General features: G+C 60.1%; 23 protein-coding genes. 13 read left to right on the top strand and 10 right to left on the bottom strand.

Features of this window, described 5'->3' with window-relative positions:
* Together NPS56_RS01335 and NPS56_RS01330 are read left to right on the top strand one after the other, a co-directional pair.
* Entirely contained in the window at positions 1–543 is a 543-nt protein-coding gene (locus NPS56_RS01335) for an exonuclease domain-containing protein (RefSeq protein ID WP_274073110.1), read from the top strand.
* Between the two features lie 69 nt (positions 544–612).
* A complete protein-coding gene (locus tag NPS56_RS01330; protein WP_045058110.1) occupies positions 613–897 on the top strand; it encodes a pyrimidine/purine nucleoside phosphorylase in 285 nt (94 codons plus the stop codon).
* Between the two features lie 69 nt (positions 898–966).
* Here the strand turns inward: NPS56_RS01330 and NPS56_RS01325 are convergent, their stop codons facing one another.
* Positions 967–1,773, bottom strand: coding sequence for an MOSC domain-containing protein (locus NPS56_RS01325; protein WP_274073109.1), 807 nt, complete (start codon positions 1,771–1,773; stop codon positions 967–969).
* Positions 1,774–1,956: 183 nt separating this feature from the next.
* Positions 1,957–2,892 carry a chemotaxis protein CheV gene (locus NPS56_RS01320; protein ID WP_274073108.1) on the bottom strand — a complete coding sequence of 312 codons (936 nt, stop codon included), beginning with the start codon at positions 2,890–2,892 and terminating at the stop codon, positions 1,957–1,959.
* Positions 2,893–3,309: 417 nt separating this feature from the next.
* Here NPS56_RS01320 and NPS56_RS01315 point away from each other — a divergent pair, with 417 nt between their 5' ends.
* The 3 genes from NPS56_RS01315 (at position 3,310) to NPS56_RS01305 (ending at position 5,796) form a co-directional block, all read left to right on the top strand.
* A complete protein-coding gene (locus tag NPS56_RS01315) occupies positions 3,310–3,780 on the top strand; it encodes a hypothetical protein (RefSeq protein WP_274073107.1) in 471 nt (156 codons plus the stop codon).
* A gap of 466 nt (positions 3,781–4,246) precedes the next feature.
* Positions 4,247–5,140 carry a sensor histidine kinase gene (locus NPS56_RS01310; protein WP_274073284.1) on the top strand — a complete coding sequence of 298 codons (894 nt, stop codon included), beginning with the start codon at positions 4,247–4,249 and terminating at the stop codon, positions 5,138–5,140.
* Positions 5,137–5,796, top strand: coding sequence for a response regulator (locus NPS56_RS01305; protein ID WP_274073106.1), 660 nt, complete (start codon positions 5,137–5,139; stop codon positions 5,794–5,796). The genes NPS56_RS01310 and NPS56_RS01305 overlap by 4 nt, the downstream gene beginning before the upstream one ends.
* On the opposite strand, the gene yegS is transcribed toward NPS56_RS01305, so the two are convergent.
* Positions 5,780–6,697 carry a lipid kinase YegS gene (gene yegS, locus NPS56_RS01300; RefSeq protein WP_274073105.1) on the bottom strand — a complete coding sequence of 306 codons (918 nt, stop codon included), beginning with the start codon at positions 6,695–6,697 and terminating at the stop codon, positions 5,780–5,782. The two genes, NPS56_RS01305 and yegS, sit on opposite strands and share 17 nt — an antisense overlap.
* 214 nt (positions 6,698–6,911) lie before the next feature.
* On the opposite strand from yegS, the gene NPS56_RS01295 reads away from it, so the two are divergent.
* Positions 6,912–7,223, top strand: coding sequence for a hypothetical protein (locus tag NPS56_RS01295; RefSeq protein ID WP_274073104.1), 312 nt, complete (start codon positions 6,912–6,914; stop codon positions 7,221–7,223).
* A 62-nt stretch (positions 7,224–7,285) separates the two neighbouring features.
* Here NPS56_RS01295 and glp read toward each other — a convergent pair whose 3' ends face one another.
* Both glp and moaB read right to left on the bottom strand, forming a co-directional pair.
* Positions 7,286–8,473 carry a gephyrin-like molybdotransferase Glp gene (gene glp, locus NPS56_RS01290; protein WP_425313617.1) on the bottom strand — a complete coding sequence of 396 codons (1,188 nt, stop codon included), beginning with the start codon at positions 8,471–8,473 and terminating at the stop codon, positions 7,286–7,288.
* Positions 8,474–8,495: 22 nt separating this feature from the next.
* Positions 8,496–9,035, bottom strand: a complete 540-nt coding sequence (gene moaB, locus NPS56_RS01285; protein ID WP_008055114.1) for a molybdenum cofactor biosynthesis protein B — start codon at positions 9,033–9,035, stop codon at positions 8,496–8,498.
* An 81-nt stretch (positions 9,036–9,116) separates the two neighbouring features.
* On the opposite strand from moaB, the gene mobA reads away from it, so the two are divergent.
* Positions 9,117–9,719: a molybdenum cofactor guanylyltransferase MobA gene (gene mobA, locus NPS56_RS01280; protein WP_274073102.1), complete on the top strand. Its 603-nt coding sequence runs from the start codon at positions 9,117–9,119 to the stop codon at positions 9,717–9,719.
* Between the two features lie 77 nt (positions 9,720–9,796).
* Positions 9,797–10,018, top strand: a complete 222-nt coding sequence (locus NPS56_RS01275) for a YgdI/YgdR family lipoprotein (protein WP_274073101.1) — start codon at positions 9,797–9,799, stop codon at positions 10,016–10,018.
* Between the two features lie 77 nt (positions 10,019–10,095).
* On the opposite strand, the gene NPS56_RS01270 is transcribed toward NPS56_RS01275, so the two are convergent.
* The 5 genes from NPS56_RS01270 to NPS56_RS01250 form a co-directional block, all read right to left on the bottom strand.
* Positions 10,096–10,374 (bottom strand): hypothetical protein, encoded by a 279-nt coding sequence (locus NPS56_RS01270; protein ID WP_274073100.1) that lies wholly within the window; start codon positions 10,372–10,374, stop codon positions 10,096–10,098.
* A gap of 100 nt (positions 10,375–10,474) precedes the next feature.
* On the bottom strand, positions 10,475–11,365 hold the full coding sequence (locus tag NPS56_RS01265; protein ID WP_274073099.1) for a pseudouridine synthase: 891 nt from the start codon (positions 11,363–11,365) through the stop codon (positions 10,475–10,477).
* 71 nt (positions 11,366–11,436) lie between these two features.
* On the bottom strand, positions 11,437–11,745 hold the full coding sequence (locus tag NPS56_RS01260) for a transcriptional regulator (protein WP_274073098.1): 309 nt from the start codon (positions 11,743–11,745) through the stop codon (positions 11,437–11,439).
* A gap of 170 nt (positions 11,746–11,915) precedes the next feature.
* A complete protein-coding gene (locus NPS56_RS01255; RefSeq protein WP_102700819.1) occupies positions 11,916–12,152 on the bottom strand; it encodes a glutaredoxin family protein in 237 nt (78 codons plus the stop codon).
* Positions 12,153–12,224: 72 nt separating this feature from the next.
* Positions 12,225–13,433: an ammonium transporter gene (locus NPS56_RS01250; protein ID WP_274073097.1), complete on the bottom strand. Its 1,209-nt coding sequence runs from the start codon at positions 13,431–13,433 to the stop codon at positions 12,225–12,227.
* A 327-nt stretch (positions 13,434–13,760) separates the two neighbouring features.
* On the opposite strand from NPS56_RS01250, the gene NPS56_RS01245 reads away from it, so the two are divergent.
* The 5 genes from NPS56_RS01245 (at position 13,761) to NPS56_RS01225 (ending at position 17,498) form a co-directional block, all read left to right on the top strand.
* A complete protein-coding gene (locus NPS56_RS01245) occupies positions 13,761–14,075 on the top strand; it encodes a DUF883 family protein (protein ID WP_008055105.1) in 315 nt (104 codons plus the stop codon).
* 2 nt (positions 14,076–14,077) lie between these two features.
* Positions 14,078–14,467, top strand: a complete 390-nt coding sequence (locus NPS56_RS01240) for a phage holin family protein (RefSeq protein WP_274073096.1) — start codon at positions 14,078–14,080, stop codon at positions 14,465–14,467.
* Complete coding sequence (locus NPS56_RS01235) at positions 14,464–14,808, top strand: hypothetical protein (RefSeq protein ID WP_274073095.1); 345 nt, start codon at positions 14,464–14,466, stop codon at positions 14,806–14,808. The genes NPS56_RS01240 and NPS56_RS01235 overlap by 4 nt, the downstream gene beginning before the upstream one ends.
* A gap of 129 nt (positions 14,809–14,937) precedes the next feature.
* The gene (locus NPS56_RS01230; protein ID WP_274073094.1) at positions 14,938–16,101 is read left to right on the top strand and encodes an EAL domain-containing protein; all 1,164 of its coding nucleotides are present in this window, start codon (positions 14,938–14,940) and stop codon (positions 16,099–16,101) included.
* A 68-nt stretch (positions 16,102–16,169) separates the two neighbouring features.
* Positions 16,170–17,498: a deoxyguanosinetriphosphate triphosphohydrolase gene (locus NPS56_RS01225; protein WP_274073093.1), complete on the top strand. Its 1,329-nt coding sequence runs from the start codon at positions 16,170–16,172 to the stop codon at positions 17,496–17,498.
* Positions 17,499–17,548 lie beyond the last annotated feature (50 nt).

The following is a 17,548-nucleotide window of genomic DNA, read 5'->3' as shown; positions in this document are numbered from 1 at the left end:
ATGCCTCACTGGTTGGTCATTGATCTGGAAGCCACCACCGATGAGGGTGGTTGGCCCATAACGGAAATGGAAATCATCGAAATCGGTGCCACCCTGGTGGATCGCAAAGGCCGCGAGCTGGATTGCTTCCAGCGTTTCGTGCGCCCGTTGCGTCGCCCTCTGTTGACGCCGTTTTGCCGGGAGCTGACGCACATCACCCAGGCCAACATCGATGCCGCACAGCCCCTGGCCGAGGTCTGGCCATCGTTCGAGCGCTGGCTGGGCCAACATCACTCGCGGCTTGAAGGCTGGGTCAGCTGGGGTGACTACGATCGCAAACAGTTGCTCCAGGAATGGCAGCGCCTGCCCTTCGACAGCGCGTTGAGCAACGTGCCGCACATGAATCTCAAGCAGCGCTTTGCCAAGGCCCGACGCCTGGAACGACCGCTGGGGCTCAACGGCGCCCTGCAACTGGCGGGACTGCAGTTCACGGGGCAGCAACATCGGGCGCTGGAAGACGCGCGCAACACCGCACGCCTGTTGCCGCTTGTCCTGCCGCTCTAGAGAGGTGACGAGTCCTTGGGCCTTGTGCATACTGGCCGGCCCTTTTAAGCCCTTTTCGAGGAATCGCCCATGTTTAAAGTCAACGAGTACTTCGACGGCACCGTCAAGTCGATCGCCTTTGGCACTGCCGAAGGCCCAGCGACCATCGGCGTCATGGCCCCGGGCGAATACGAATTCGGCACCAGCCAGCGTGAAATCATGCACGTGGTCTCCGGCGCCCTGACCGTCAAGCTCCCGGACAGCACCGATTGGGAAACCTTCGCCGCCGGCAGCCAGTTCAACGTGCCCGCCAACAGCAAGTTCCAGCTCAAAGTGGCGGTCGACACTGCCTACCTGTGCGAATACCGCGGCTAAAACCCCGGGTTCACTGCGAAAAGACAATGCCCGTGTCCATCGACACGGGCATTTTTCGTTGAAGGGCGTTTATTCGAGGATGGTGACCGGCATGCCGACTTCGAGCCGGCCATTACCGTCGTTGACCAGATTCTGCCCAAACATCGCACCATCGGCTTCGCTACGGTACTTCTGCAAGGTGGCAAAGGGTTCGCGGCCAGCGTCACGCTCGCCGGTTTGCGGGTCGACGGTTGTCATGATGCAGCGTGAACAGGGCTTGACCACCCGGAACTCGACATCGCCGATGCGCAGGCGCTTCCAGCCATCCTCGGCATACGCCTCGCTGCCCTCGATCACCAGGTTGGGCCGGAAACGCAGCATCTCCAGCGAGCGGCCGACGCGTTGCGACAGGTCATCCAGCGATGCCTGGCCAATCAGCAACAGCGGGAAGCCATCGGCGAAGGCGACCTGATCGTCGTCCTTGCCATAGCCCGAGGCGGTGGTCCGTGCGCGATCCAGTGGCACCTGCACCAGGCGCGTCGGCTTGCCGATGAACCCACTGACCCAGGCGCCGGCCGCGTCGCCGGCATCGGGCACGCGCAAGCTGTCACGCCAGATGGTCACACCGCGCAATTGAGCATCGCTGGTGGGCAAGGCGACATCGATCGGCGAATGGCCGGGGGCGCTGAGGGTCAAGCCACCCTCGGCATTCCACAACGCCGACAGCTGGCTCATCTGCGCGACCGCGCGCTGGGTCAGGAAGCGTCCGCTGGCTTCATCCACCAGCATCCAGCGTCGATCACCGTCCAGCCCCAGCTTGTCGAGGCCGACCTGTTGCAGGATCTCGCCTTTGCCGGATTTCAACGGATAACGATACAGCGCGCTCAGACGCAACATGGCCAGCTCCCTGACGGACAAAAACGCCACCCTATACGAGCTTGATCAGCGAATCAAAGGTCCCCGCCCCTGTAGGAGCTGGCTTGCCAGCGAAGGCGTCCTTGAATATTGCATTGACCTTTCGGGCCTCTTCGCTGGCAAGCCAGCTCCCACAATGTTTAGTGTTGGGCATTCGTCCTCGGATCAGGCCGGCACTGCATCGCGCATCAAACGCTGACGCACCACATCAACCAACTTGTCCGGCTGGAATTTGGAGAGGAAGTTGTCACAGCCGACCTTCTTGACCATCGAGTCGTTGAAGCTGCCGGACAGGGACGTGTGCAGCACCACATAAAGGCCGCGCAGTCGCGGATCGTTGCGGATTTCGGTGGTCAGGCGGTAACCGTCCATTTCCGGCATTTCCGCGTCGGTGAAGACCATCAGCAGCTTGTCGGTCATGTTGACGCCGGTGTCCGCCCAGGCCTTGAGCATGTTCAGGGCCTTCAAGCCATCGCTGGCAATGTGCATCTTCACACCCAACTGCCCCAAGGTATCGCGCAGTTGCGTCAGGGCCACATTCGAGTCATCCACCAGCAACACTTCACGGCCACGGGCGCGTTCCAGCACCGGATCCTCGAGTTTTTCCCGGGAGACCTTGGCGTTGTAAGGCACGATTTCGGCGAGGACTTTCTCGACGTCGATGATCTCCACCAACTGGTCATCGACCTTGCTGATCGCGGTCAGGTAATGCTGCCGGCCGGCACTGCTGGGCGGTGGCAGGATCGCTTCCCAGTTCATGTTGACGATGCGGTCCACCCCTCCGACCAGGAAGGCCTGCACCGAGCGGTTGTACTCCGTGACGATGATCGTGCTGCCAGGGCCTGGCACCAGCGCACGCATGCCGATGGCCTGGGACAGGTCGATGACCGGCAGGGTCTGGCCGCGAAGATTGACCACGCCGCACACGAACGGATGCCGCTGGGGCATCAGGGTCAGCTTCGGCAGTTGCAGGACTTCCTGCACCTTGAACACGTTGATCGCGAACAATTGCCGCCCGGCAAGCCGGAACATGAGAATTTCCAGGCGATTCTCACCCACAAGTTGCGTACGCTGGTCTACCGTATCGAGAATGCCGGCCATCTATGACTCCTGGGGCTTTTGCGGATGAATTCACTGGATAGAGGGTTATCGGCTGTTTTCGCCGGACCTTGACCCCTTGGCAAATGCCACGCGCGGGAATTGATGTCACATTAACATCATGCTTTACTGTTCCTGTAATTTCATCTATTGCATGCTTTTCGCCGCGACCATCATTTGCGCGATTGGTTCCGCCCTGTAAGGGATTCCCCTAGCAACAATCAGGTGCAACCTGATATTCGCAATATCCAATAGCCATTAATGTGACGCCATTCTCATTGCATGAATGGGGTCGGGCATTTGTCTGCGATCGCAAACCAGTGGCCAATCAACCTTTCAAGCGTTCAGCCCGCACTTGAGCCGTCCAGAGCGCGAACTCAAGACACCCTCCTCATTTGACATGACGTTGTGGAGACAAGCATGCCGAACAATCGTAAAGAGTGGGCAAAGCGCATTCCCGAGTTTCTCGTCGAGGCTGAAACACTCCTGGCCAGGACCGAGGAGTGCCTGAGTCATCTGCAATTGATCAGCAATGACCCGGACGCCATTGATTGCATGCTCAGCACCCTGCTCAAACTGGCGTGCAAGGCAGATGCCCTCGCCCTCGCGGCCGTGTCAGAGTTTTCATTGCACATTCATGGCCTGCTCAATCACGCCCACAACCACATGGCACTGCACGACGAAGCCCTGGATGCGCTCAAGGACTGCCTGACGCTGATCGCCTGGCAACTTGAACTGATCGACCAGAAAACCGGGCAGCTCAGCCTCGATGAAACTGAACAGGCCTCCCTGATCGAAGCCTTCGCGTTCCAGGTCGGCCAGAGTCAGTTTCGCCCCCCGGTTGATTCCAGGCCGTACACACTCGTTTCTTATTCGCAGCGCCAGGCTTAACTTTGCGCAAGTACGTCAAGCTGCGAATAGATGACTGCATCACAACTTGTGCGGACTCATGTCGCAATTGAATACTTCATATCTGCTAACGACACCTCGAAACAAGTAACTATTGCTTGTACAAGTATTCGTCTGTCTGCGCCGATTTTTATTGGATCCAAATAATCGTGGCCTAAACGGTGTTCCCACCTTCCTGGGCGCTATCTCCTGTCCTCCTGGACATCTAATCACAAGCGCGACCAACGGTATTCGAAGTGCTATTATGCCGCCCATTAGTTGTCGTCAATTAACGGCAACGCGATTGCAGACAACTCAGCTAAAAAATTCAGGTCTGATTTCTTATACAAGACCGTGGTTTTCTTATACAAAAAACCGTTGAAGTCGAAAGCTGACATAAAAAAATCATCGATCTGTCAGCGAACATGACCGATCGGCCCGCAGCGAACATCCATTGGCTCCATCCGCTATGTACGCCAGCCTCAATTCAATCGCCAAATGGCCACCCTCCCCAGATAACGCACGCCGGTTCACGCTGCTTCTATGCGCCGGCTCGACACTCGGCAGCCTGCTGGTCTACGGCCTGTCCACACAGTTGCCGCTGGGTCTGCTGGCGCTCGATCTTGCTGCGCTGGGCTGCGTCTGGATGCAATACCGCCTGTCACGCAAGTCGATCAAGTTCCAACCTCAGGAGCTGGCCGAACGGATGCTGCAAGTCCAGGAAAACGAACGCCATCGCCTCAGTCGGGAATTGCACGACGACATCGGCCAGTTGCTGACCGCGGCAAAACTTCAGAGTGACTGGCTCAAGCGCAGGATGCCCGAAGACCTGCAGGGGCAATGCTCGGTGCTGTGCGACACGCTGGATGAAACCCTCGCCAAGGTTCGCGATGTATCGGCCATCCTCAACCCCCGACAACTGGCCAGCCTTGGGCTGGAAGCCAGCCTGCGGGCGCATTTGCTCAAGACGCTGAGCAACACCCCGGTGCACTGGAGCCTGGAGTGCCAGCAACGACTGACCGGCATCCCGGAAGAAATGGCAGTGGCGGCCTTTCGCATCACCCAGGAGGCCGTCACCAACATGCTGCGCCATGCCGATGCGCAAAACCTGCTGGTCTGCCTGCAGCGTTTGCCCCAGGGCCTGGCATTGCTGATCAGTGACGATGGCCGCGGTTTCGCGCCGGCCACCGATCCGGGGCGTGAAGGACAACGCGGCATGGCCGGGATGTCGGAACGGATCAAACAACTGGGCGGCACGCTGACCGTGACCAGCCAGCCAGGCAAAGGCACCCAAATCGAAGCCCTCTTCCCATGGGCACCCCGTGAGTTCGAACGGGCCAATACGAATAAGGTTATGCATTGACTTGTAACTTGCTTCTGGTGGATGACCACTCGCTGATCAGGGCTGGCGTGCGCGCCCTGGTGCTGGACCTTCCTGGCTATGCGGTTGTCGGCGAGGCCAACGATGGCTCGCAGCTGCTCGAAATGGCCCAGCGACTGTCGCCGGATATCGTGCTGCTGGATATTTCCATGAAGCAGACCGGTGGCCTCGAAGCCTTGCAACAGCTCAAGCGGGTCCGTCCGCACAGCAAGGTGCTGATCCTGTCGATGCACACCGACCCGGCACTCATCATGCAAGCCCTGGAATCCGGGGCCCATGGTTATTTACTCAAGGACACCACGGCCACCGAACTGGAACACGCGCTGGAAGCCTTGCGTAACAATGAGCGCTACCTGAGCCCGGCCATCGCCCATACCGTGATCACCCAGGCGTTGAACCGGACCCAGAACAGCCCGGCGGCCCCGGCAGACTCGCACAACCTGACAGCCCGTCAGCTGGAAATCCTGCGGTTGATCGTGCGTGGCAAATCCACCCGGGAAATCGCCAACGGCCTGGGCCTGAGCGTCAAGACCGTGGAAACCCATCGCTCGCAAGTCATGAAGCGCTTGCAGATATTTGACGTGGCCGGCCTTGTCTTGTTCGCCGTGCGCGAGCAGATCATCAGTCTGGACGACTGACAGTTCCAGCCCTGCTCAACAAGGGTGACTGCTCGGGCAAATGCACCCGCAGCGCCGCCGGCCGAGCCGAGAACCGCAGGCTGTCACCCTCGAGCGGTTCGCCGTCAAGGTTGATGTAGAGGCCCTCAGAGGCCTTGATCTCAACCCATGGCAGGCGGGCGCGGACGAACATGCTATCGAGTCCGAAACCATCGGCCAGCAGGTTCTTCAAGGTGCCGACCAGCTCCTGCGGTGCCGGCAGAATGCTGATGTCGAGTAGCCCGTCGTCCGCCAAAGCCTCTGGGCAGAGCACATGCCCACCACCCGCCTGTCGACCGTTACCGATCCCCAGCGCCAGCAACTCGCCACTCCAGTGAAAATCAGGCCCCTGCAATTCACCATACGCCGCATGCAGCTCACTGAAACGCGTCAAGCCGGTGAACAGATACGCCGCACCACCGAGGACTTTCTTCAGTTCTTCGGAGGTATTGGCCGTGACCTGGCTGCCAAAACCACCGGTGGCCATATTCAGGAACACCTGGCCACCGACTTCCCCCAGGTCGATGGCGCTGGGGGCAACGTCCAGCAGCGCCAGTGCCTGATCCGGCTCCAGCGGCACACCGGCAGCACGGGCAAAATCGTTGGCGGTGCCCAGCGGCATCAGCACCAGGCTGGCCTCCGGCGACTGGCCGGCCATGGCTTCGGCAATATCGCGCAAGGTGCCGTCGCCGCCACCGGCAATGATACGCCGATAACCCGCCTCCAGCGCTTCGCCCACCAGCCGTTGCGCATCCCCGGCTTCCCAGGTCAGGCGCACGGCCAGGTCCCAGCCTTGTTCACGCTTTTCCTCGACGGCGGCCCGAACCGCTTCGTTGAGCGCCTGCTTGCCATGCAGAATCAACAGTGCCTTGCGTTCGCTCATTGTCGTCACTCCCCATCTTTGAAGGCGTATGGGACATGTGACCTCACCACCCTCCTGAAAAGTCGCAAAAAAATGAATTATTTACGCTTGAGTCCAATAAGGAGAATTTTCTTACAAAACGTGAGGAATCGGCTCAATTGACCAGAAATGGCGATTGGTACACTTTTGTGTCAGCGGTTTTCAGTCATCAGCAGGACAGACGCAAGGATGTGCAATGCAACGACATGACATCAGGTCACCGGTGATGCCGGTGGTGCCGCTCGCAATGAAACGGGCCGATCATCCAGCTGAACTCGTCAGCAGTGCAAAATCCAGTGGAGAAGTTCCTATGCAACCTCGCGTCAACGAGCTTGAGACACACCTCGAAACCCTGCGAGGCGATCTGGAAAGGATTCGCAGTGACGTCAGGTCAATCAGGCTCAGGCTTGCCTATTCGGTGGGCGGAACAGTCGTTGTCCTGGGGCTGCTGGGCTGGATCGCCAACAGCCGTTTCGACCAGGTCGTCTCACTGCTGCTGGCTCATTGATCTACCATGGACGCAAAACCCGGCTCAATCGACCGGGCTTGCGTCACCGCGTGGCGTCCAGATCAGCTCAACACTTCGCTCAGCGGAATGAAGTAGACGCTGTCACCTGCCACCAGCGTCCGCTCCTCCATGACCTCGACCAATCCATCGGCCCAGGCGGCGCTGCGCAGCACACCGGAACTCTGATTGCGGTAGATGATGGCCTGGCCGTTCTCCAGGCGACCGCGCAGGTACTCGCGTCGATTGCCGGCCTTAGTCCAGTCGAACCCTGCAGGCACTTGCACCTTCAGCGGCTCCACCTCCTGCACACCCATGCGGCGCAGCAGGTAAGGCCTTGCCAGCAAGGCAAAGGTCACCAGGGTCGAGGCTGGATTGCCCGGCAGGCCGATCACCGGCACGCTACGAAAATGTCCGAAGGTCAGGGGTTTTCCGGGCTTGATGGCCAGTTTCCACAGCGCCAGCTCGCCCTCTTCTCGCAGCGCCATGCCCAGGAAGTCGGCCTCCCCCACCGATACGCCGCCGGTCGAGAGAATCAGGTCGACATTCCCCAGCTCGCCCAGGCGCGCGCGCGTGGTGTCCAGGTCATCCGGCAGGATCCCGGCGTCGATCACCTCGCAACCCAGGCGCTGCAACCAGCTGCAGAGCAACACACGGTTGCTGTTGTAGATCTGCCCCGGCCCCAGCGGCTGACCCGGCTCGATCAGTTCATCCCCGGTGGACAGCACCGCCACGCGAACCTTGCGGATCACCGCAAGCTCGGCACACCCCAGCGAGGCGGCCAGACCTTGCTCGATCGGCCCCAGCCGCGTGCCCGCCGGCAGGATCAGTTCGCCAACGGTGGTTTCCTGTCCTTGTGGACGAATGTTCTGCCCGATGACCAGGGACTCGGTGAAACGGACACGTCCATCCGCCTGGACTTCGGCGTTCTCCTGCATCTCGACGCAATCGGCACCCGGCGGCACAGGTGCGCCGGTGAAGATTCGCGCGCAGGTGCCCGGCGTCAAGGCAACAGGCGCCTGGCCGGCAAAGACTTTCTGACTGACCACCAACGGCTCTGCGTTCCAGTCAGCCACGCGCAAGGCATAACCATCCATCGCGCTATTGGGCCACGGCGGCAGATCGAGGGACGACAGCAGATCGTCGGCCAGCACCCGGCCCTCGACCTGCGCCAACGGCAAACGCTCGCGCTCTACAATCCGAGAGGCGTCGGCCATTTCCAGCAGACGCGCCAGGGCTACCTCGACCGGCATCAGGGTCCCGGTCTTGCCCGGCTTACCCGCGGGATTCACAGGGTGCCGCCTGTTTCAGGTGAGTCACGAAATTGCACGGGCGATGGCGCGAATCCAGCTGCTCGCCAAGAATGCCATCCCAACCGGTGCGTACCGCATTGGTCGACCCCGGCAGGCAGCACACCAGCGTGCCGTTGGCCAGGCCGGCCAAGGCGCGGGACTGGACGGTCGATGTGCCGATGTCCGCCACCGATATCTGGCGGAACAATTCACCAAAACCATCGACTTGTTTGTCGAGCAGGCAGCTCACTGCTTCCGGCGTGCTGTCACGACCGGTGAAACCGGTGCCGCCGGTGATCAGCACCACCTGTACGACCTCGTCGGCGATCCAGTTGGCAACTTGCGCGCGAATCTTGTAGAGGTCATCTTTTAGCAAGACCCGGCAGGCCAGGTTGTGTCCGGCAGCCGTCAGGCGGTCAACGAACAGCTGGCCTGAGGTATCGGTTTCCAGGGTACGGGTATCGCTGACCGTCAGCACCGCGATGTTGAGCGGCGCGAAAGGTACATCAGCCTTGGCTTTCATAGGCTCGTCCAGTTGTAGGAGAAACAGCCCGGTGTTATATCACAGCGACCTCATTTTTCGCCGCCCCCATGGAGGCCTGCCATGACTTCGAACCCAGCGTTGCCACCCTGCTCCATTTTGCTCCTGGCAGGCGGCCGCGGCCAGCGCATGGGCGGCCAGGACAAGGGGTTGCTGGAATGGCACGGCGAGCCGTTGATTGCACATCTGCATCGCAAGACACGCGCGCTGAGCGATGACCTGATCATCTCGTGCAACCGGAACCTGGAAAAGTACGCGCCCTACGCCGATCAATTGGTCCATGACGACGAAGGCGATTTTCCGGGGCCATTGGCGGGCATTCGTGCCGGTCTCAAAGCGGCCCGTCACAATCATCTGCTAGTCTTGCCATGTGATGTCCCGCGCATTGACCAGGCACTGCTCAGCAGCATGCGCGAAGCCGCCAGCCAGCATCCGGACAAACCCTTGATGCTGCGCCATGACGGCCACTGGGAGCCGTTGCTGTGCATTATTCCAGTGGCACTGCGCGCTGATTTCGAAACGGCCTGGAAGGAGGGTGAACGTAGCCCGGGTCGACTGATGCGCCAGCTGGGTGCTACTGCGTTGCAGTGCCCCGACAACGATCCGCGCCTGGCAAACCTCAACACGCCCGAACTGTTAAGTACGTCAGACACTGTGTCAGACTGAGTACCAAGGAACTTGCGCGCGCTGTTTACGTCTCAAGCCCAGCAACCAAAAGAATTCATTTTTTCGGAGACACTTCCATGACTCAACGGACCCTGGCCACTTTCATGCTTGCACTGGGCCTCGCTACCCTCGCCGGTTGCGCATCGCCTACTGTGATCACCTTGAATGACGGTCGCGAAATCCAGGCCGTCGACACGCCAAACTACGACCAGGATTCGGGCTTCTACGAATTCGAACAGCTGGATGGCAAGCAGACCCGCATCAACAAGGATCAGGTTCGTACCGTCAAAGAGTTGTAATCTTCGCGGCGACTACCGGATACATGAAAATGCCCCGACTGGTCGGGGCATTTTTATTCGCCTCTGGAAAACCCTCGCTAAGGGTTCGGCTCATTGTTCAGTTTATCCACGCGTGCCAGTGCCTGCGTGGCCTCGGTGATGCATTTCTTGTCGTCGTTGGCGGCCCGGGCCGATTCAGCGCTGGCCTGCATCCGCTTGATTTCCATGGTGGTGTTTTCGGACGTGGCCGGCAGGCTGGTGACCTTGTCCTTGAGCTCCTGGAGCTTGATGGTGCACAGGTCGTTGTCTGCGGCGAATACGGGAGAGGCCAACAGGGCGGTGCAAATCAACATTCCGGCGAATACGGTTCGTTTCATGAATATCTCCTTGCATGGGAGGTATCGAACGCCACAGGCGTGGCGCCTGATCAAAAGACTGCAGACCTGGGCATAAATTCGATTTTTTTGAATGCCCTGCTCACCACTGCAACGTGATTGCGCTCTCGAACTCCCGGCCCTCACCCGTCACCGGGTCTACAAATTTCAGCCCCTGGGCCAGCAGTTTCAGCGGGTTGGCATAGTCATCTTCCACGTCCTTGAGCACCCGGGGATAAAACGGGTCGTTGCAGATGCTGGCGCCCAGGGCGGTCATGTGCACCCGCAACTGATGTTTCTTGCCCGTCACCGGATAAAGCCCATAGCGCCAGAGGTCGCCGTTCTTTTCCCGGACTTCCACAGCCGTCTCGGTGTTGCTGGCGCCCGGCCCTTCCTGCATGCGAAAGAACGGCTCGCCATCGATGAGTCGGCTCTTGTGCACCAGTGGAAACGTCAGGTCAGGTAATGCCCGGGCGATAGCCTCGTAGCGCTTTTCGATCTGCCGCGAAGGAAACAGCGACTGATACGCCGAACGGCTCTGCGGGTTGGCGGAAAACAGCACCAGACCCGCGGTATGCCGGTCGATGCGATGCAAGGGCACCAGGTGCGGGTTGTCCAGGCGACGGATAAGGCGACGCAACAAGGTCTGTTCGACGTACTCACCCGCCGGGGTTACGGGTAGAAAATGTGGCTTGTCCGCCACCACCAGATGCTCGTCCGCGTACAGGATCGACTCGACCACCGGGATCGGTTTTTCGTCAGGCACTTCGCGAAAATAGTGAATCCGCAAGCCTTCCCTGTAAGGCAGGTCAAGGGCAATGGGCGCGCCCTGCCCATCGAGGACGCGACCGCGAGCGATTCTGTCCAGCCATTGTTCACGACTGATGGCGCTGAAGTGCTCGCACAGGCAATCGAAAACGGTCTGCCACGGGCCAGGCGGCAGGTACAGCGTGCTGGCCTGGCTGTGTGCAGCAGAAAATGCTGAAGTGGACATACAAAAGCTCTTACCTTGAATGCAGAGCGGCATTATCCAACAGCAGCGCAAACGAACCTAGCGCAGAATCCTTACGCCGGTATCTGCGCCGCCTCGGTGTACTCCTTGAGCCAGCGCAGCACGTCGACCGCCTCCCAGCGACCCGGGTCATACAGTGCATACAACAAACCCTGATAACCCACGACATCCAGCTGGCGGTGAAAGCCCGCGCGCTGGAACAAAGCTTCGATTTCGGCAAAGCAGGTATTGAAATGCAGCTTGTTGAAGGGCGTTTTTCCTTCCGTCACCAGGCCGTCCAGGCGCAATTCGGCGACGGCTTCGCGTACCACATCCACCGACATGCGATTAACGCTGCTCTTCAATTGTTCGACATTGACCACGACTCATCCCCCTCACGCCCGGAGTTGCCCCGCCCAACGCCAAAAATCAACGGCAGCAGGACAGCAATCCGAATAACTGTATGCGCATACAGTATCCGAATAGCGTCGATTAAGCCAAGGGGATCGGCTCTAAAGTTCGACGGGCGGAACCTGTCCACCCACAAAACCGTTTAACCCAGGAAGGCAACCACTTCGTCGGCACTGAAGGGCCAACCCAGTTCCGCGCCGGTATCGACCCGACGCAACACCGGGATGCGCAGGCTGTAGGCGGCGAACCAGGATTCGTCGTCAGCGATGTCCACCAGTTCCACCAGCAGGCCACGCTCGACAAACTCCATCAACATGGCTTCGGCCACTTCACAGAGATGACACCCGAGAGTGCCGAACAGCTGACATTCAGGAAGCATGAGCGCTCTACCAAGAAATTGAGTGCTTATTCTAGGCCCGCCCCGAAATGTCGTCGAGCCAATGAACCACGGCTAATCCTGGCTGACGGCGCCGATCTTGTGCACCGACAAGTCCGCGCCGTAATACTCTTCTTCCTGGCTCAGGCGCAAACCATGGAATGCCTTGATCAGGCCATACACCGCAAAACCACCGGCCAGCGCTACCACCACACCCAGTGCCGTGCCGATCAACTGGCTGACGATGCTCACACCGCCCAACCCGCCCAAGGCCGCCTGGCCGAAGATGCCGCAGGCTACCCCGCCCCAGACGCCACACAGACCATGCAGCGGCCACACCCCCAGCACGTCATCGATATGCCATTTGCCTTGTGCGGCCGTAAAGCACCAGACAAACAGCGCCCCGGCAATGGCACCGGTGACCAGCGCACCCACCGGATGCATCAGGTCGGAGCCAGCACAGATCGCCACCAGACCGGCCAGCGGCCCGTTGTGCAGAAAGCCCGGGTCATTGCGCCCGACGATCAGCGCCGCCATCGTGCCGCCGACCATGGCCATCAACGAGTTCACCGCAACCAGCCCGCTGACCCCTTGCAGGGTTTGCGCACTCATCACGTTGAAGCCGAACCAGCCGACAATGAGAATCCACGAGCCCAACGCCAGGAACGGAATGCTCGACGGCGCGAACGCCACCAGCCGCCCTTCGCGATAACGCCCATTGCGTGGCCCAAGCAACAGCACCGCCGCCAGCGCCAGCCAACCGCCCATGGCGTGAACGACAACGGAACCGGCGAAATCATGGAAGCTGGCGCCAAAGCGCTCCAGCAGCCAGGCCTGCAGACCCAGGTTGCCGTTCCAGATCATGCCCTCGAAGAAGGGATAGATGAACGCCACGATCAACGCTGTCGCGCACAATTGCGGAACGAACCGGGCACGCTCGGCGATGCCCCCGGAAATGATCGCCGGGATCGCCGCGGCAAAGGTCAGCAGGAAGAAAAACTTCACCAGGCCATAGCCGTGATCGGCGTTGATCACGGCCGCCGGTTGCATAAAGGTGACGCCGTAGGAAATCCAATAGCCTATAAAGAAGTAAGCCAGTGTGGAAACGGCGAAGTCGCTGAGGATTTTCGACAGGGCATTGACCTGGTTTTTTTGCCGGACCGTCCCGACTTCCAGGAAGGCGAAGCCGGCGTGCATGGCCAACACCATGACCGCACCGATCAGGATGAACAATGTATTGGAGCTATGAACCAGGGTGTCCACAGCGCTTTGCAGATTTTCCATGGATTTGGCAGACCTTAAGGCTGAAAAAAAGCACCAAAGCAGTTCGCGCGGGCAATCCATGCACCAAGTTGAGACTTGTCGAATCGAACAGGTCTCTCCCGATGAACCGTTTTGAAGCACGGGGTTCATCAAGGCCAATCACGACCGGGACATTTGCGCGGGTTTTGATTGTTTGAGTTAAGGTTTTACTGGAATCTTGCCCAGCAACAGCGCAACGGCGCGAGCCGACGCACCACGACACAGCAAAAGTTGTACCAGTCATTTGTACTGAACCTTCGCACAAGGCTCATACTCGAACGATTCAGACGCCACTTATGGAGATCACCAATGGCCAGCATCAAGGCAAAGACTGCTCAAGAAATCCTGATGAGCGATTTTCAGACACTGGTCAGCGATACCGAACGGTTGCTGGAACACACCGCCTCCCTGGCCGGTGACCAGGCCGATGAATTGCGCGACCAGATCCACGACAGTCTGCTGCGTGCAAGGGAAACCCTGAAACTGACCGAAGACTCCCTGCGCGAACGCGGCAAGGCTGCCGTGACCGCCACCGAGGACTATGTCCAGGCCAACCCATGGCAATCGGTCGGTATTGCCGCCGGCGTGGGTTTCCTCATTGGCTTGCTGGCAACCCGGCGCTGATCATGGCGATCGATGAAATCGGCTCGTCCGGGACGGGCGCCAGTTCCTCACCGCGACGCCTCGGCGCCGCCGTTCTTGGGTTGCTGCACAGTCACGTCGAACTGTTCGGTATCGAATTGCAGGAGCAAAAGGCCCGCACCGTAAGCCTGTTGCTGTTTGCCGGCCTGGCGCTGGTGTTCGCGTTATTGTTGTTGGTTGGGCTGTCGACACTGGTGTTGATCGTGTTCTGGGACACCTATCGCCTGCCCGCCATCATCTCACTGTGCGTGTTCTACACCCTTGCCTGCGTGTTCTGCGGGATACGCCTGAGAGCGGCAATCTTCGATGAATCCTCGCCCTTCCATGGCACGTTGGAAGAATTGGCCAATGATCGGGAGCGCCTGCTGCCATGAACCTGCCTGAACTGCCTCGAAACAGCTCACGCACGGAAATGCGCAAGGCACTGATCCGCCTGCGCATGGAAATGCATCGCCAGGAAATCCGTCACGAATCCGGGCAACTGCTGCAACCCCTGCATCGGCTGCGTGGCATGGGCCAGAACCTGCACGATGGGTTCGGCATCAAGCATGCACCTCTGTGGGGCGTGGCGGCCGTTACCTTGTTGGGCTTCCTGACCGGCAAGGGCACGCGGAGCGGCGCAGGCCTGGGCAGCCTGACCCGGCTCATCCGTCTGGGCACCACGCTGGGGCCTCTGGTCAAGCTGGTCATGCAAGGCTCTTCGCGTAAACACTGACCCTGTCAGTATCTGGCTACATTCTTGCAGTAACCGCAGGATCGAACCTCTCTATCGAGGGGTTCGATCCTGCGCGCCTACCCGGTGACCAGGCTTTATCCAACAACAAGATCCATCCAAGGAGGCCTTGTGATCGACGGGCAACCGCTCGCCTGCTTTCAGCCGTTCATCGATACCGCCACCGGCCGTATCGCCGGCGTGGAAGCCCTGGGCCGACTGCGTCAGGCCGACGGCCAACTCGCCTCGGTGGGGCCGCTGTTCGCCGCCCCCCGCACCAACGCCGTCGCCCTGCGTCGCCTCGACCGTCAGCTGCGCGATAACGCCCTGAGTCGCCTGCACGAAGCGCCTGGCGACTGGTTTCTCAGCCTGAACATTTCCCCCCGCTGGATCAGCCGCCTGCGCCCGGACCAACCCTTGCCAAGTCTTGGTCAGCTGCAAAAGCACGGAATAGATCCGCAGCGCATCGTTTTCGAAATTACCGAACTGGGTGGCGACATCCAGCGCCTGGCACAGGTAGTGGCGCGTTACCGGCAAGCCGGCGCACGGATTGCCATCGATGATTTCGGCGCCGGCTACTCCCAGCTCGATCGGGTACTGGCGCTGCAGCCAGACATCCTCAAGCTCGACATGCGCCTGTTCCAGGCAGCCGCGTTGGGGGGCCCCAGCAGTGACGTGGTCAAGGCGCTGGCACAAATGGCGGAAAAAACCGGGTGCTGGATCATTGCCGAAGGTGTGGAAACCGAAGCGCAACTGAATTTTGCCCTGGAGTGCGGCTCACGTTATGTCCAGGGGTTTCTGTTTGCCCGGGCACAAGCGGATTTCTTTGCCGCCGATGCCTTCGTCGAGCGCTTTGCCCACCTGCGCCAGCGCTATGTGCAGCAGAAGTTGGCCGAACGCGGTCGCCTGATGATCATGCGCCAACAACTGGGCGAACTGATGGCGATCCTGCAGCACTGGGCACAGACTTGCGCGCCCCTGAGTGCCCTGCCACAACTGGATGCCTTTCCCTGGCTGCTGCGTTTCTATCAGTGCGACCGTCACGGCACGCAGTTGACGCCCAACCTGGAATGGCGCAACAACGGCTGGGTCGCCGACAACCGCTACCTGGGCCATAACTGGTCCTGGCGCCCGTATTTCTATCACCTGCTGGCGCAGGGTTGTGAGGAGCCGCAGCTGACCCTCTCCAACACCTACCGCGACGCCACCAGCAATCAGTACTGCCTCACCGCCGGACAATTTTTCGACAACGGCGAACGCCTGCTGCTCATCGATATCGACGCGGTCGGGCTGTAGTGACGCTTGCAGGCAGCGTTGCGAACCGGGAAGCTAGCCGATCAGTCCCCTGACGGAGCGAACCAGCCTTGGATTGGCCTACCCTGCTTACCCGCGAACGCCTCGGAAAGCCCCTGCACAGCCCGGAAGAACTGGGCCGCAGTCCTTTTCACAAAGACCATGACCGCATCATTTTCTCGGGGGCGTTCCGCCGTCTGGGGCGCAAGACCCAGGTTCATCCCGTGCACAGCAACGACCATATCCACACGCGCCTGACCCATTCGCTGGAAGTCAGTTGCGTCGGCCGCTCACTGGGCATGCGCGTCGGCGAAACCATCCGTAGCGCCCTGCCCGACTGGTGTGATCCCAGTGACCTGGGGATGGTGGTGCAATCGGCCTGCCTGGCCCATGACATTGGCAATCCACCCTTCGGCCATTCCGGCGAAGACGCGATCCGGCACTGGTTCCAGCAGGCCGCGGGGCGCGGCTGGCTGGATGCGATGAGCGAAGCGCAACGCAATGACTTCCTCAACTTCGAAGGCAACGCCCAGGGCTTTCGGGTATTGACCCAGCTTGAGTACCACCAGTTCGACGGCGGAACCCGGCTGACCTACGCCACCCTGGGCACTTACCTGAAGTATCCATGGACGGCCAGGCACGCCGACTCGCTGGGGTACAAGAAACACAAGTTCGGTTGCTACCAGAGCGAGCTGCCGCTGCTGGAGCAGATCGCGCAAAAACTTGGCCTGCCGCAACTGGAGGAGCAGCGCTGGGCGCGCCATCCGCTGGTGTACCTGATGGAGGCCGCCGATGACATCTGCTACGCCTTGATCGACCTCGAAGACGGCCTGGAAATGGACTTGCTGGAGTATGCCGAAGTCGAGTCGCTGTTACTGGACCTGGTGGGCGACGATCTGCCGCAAACCTATCGCCTGCTCGGCCCGCAGGATTCGCGGCGGCGCAAACTGGCGATCCTGCGCGGCAAGGCCATCGAACACCTGACCAATGCCGCGGCCCGCGCCTTTGTCGAGCAGCAGGATGCGCTGTTGGCCGGCACCCTGGCGGGTGACCTGGTGGAGCACATGCACGGCCCGGCCAAACGCTGTGTGCTCAATGCCAAGGACATGGCGCGGCAGAAGATCTTCCAGGACAAGCGCAAGACCCTGCATGAGATCGGTGCCTATACCACCCTGGAAATTCTGCTCAATGCTTTTTGCGGTGCCGCACTGGAGCAGCACAACGGTCGAACGCCGTCCTTCAAGAGCCGGCGGGTGCTCGACCTGCTGGGCAACAATGCACCCGATCCGAACGGCCCTCTGCACAACTCGTTTTTGCGCATGATCGATTTCATCGCCGGCATGACCGACAGCTACGCCAGCCACATGGCCCTGGAAATGACCGGTCGTTCCAGCCACTGACGACAAGCGATAGATCAGCCATTACCCCCTCGGTAATGGCCGATCAGTCC

Origin of the sequence: Pseudomonas putida (genome assembly GCF_028682635.1) — a bacterium.
Lineage (GTDB): Bacteria > Pseudomonadota > Gammaproteobacteria > Pseudomonadales > Pseudomonadaceae > Aquipseudomonas > Aquipseudomonas putida_AE.
Note: the sequence above shows the minus strand (reverse complement) of the source record. Positions and strands in the feature narration are given on the sequence as shown.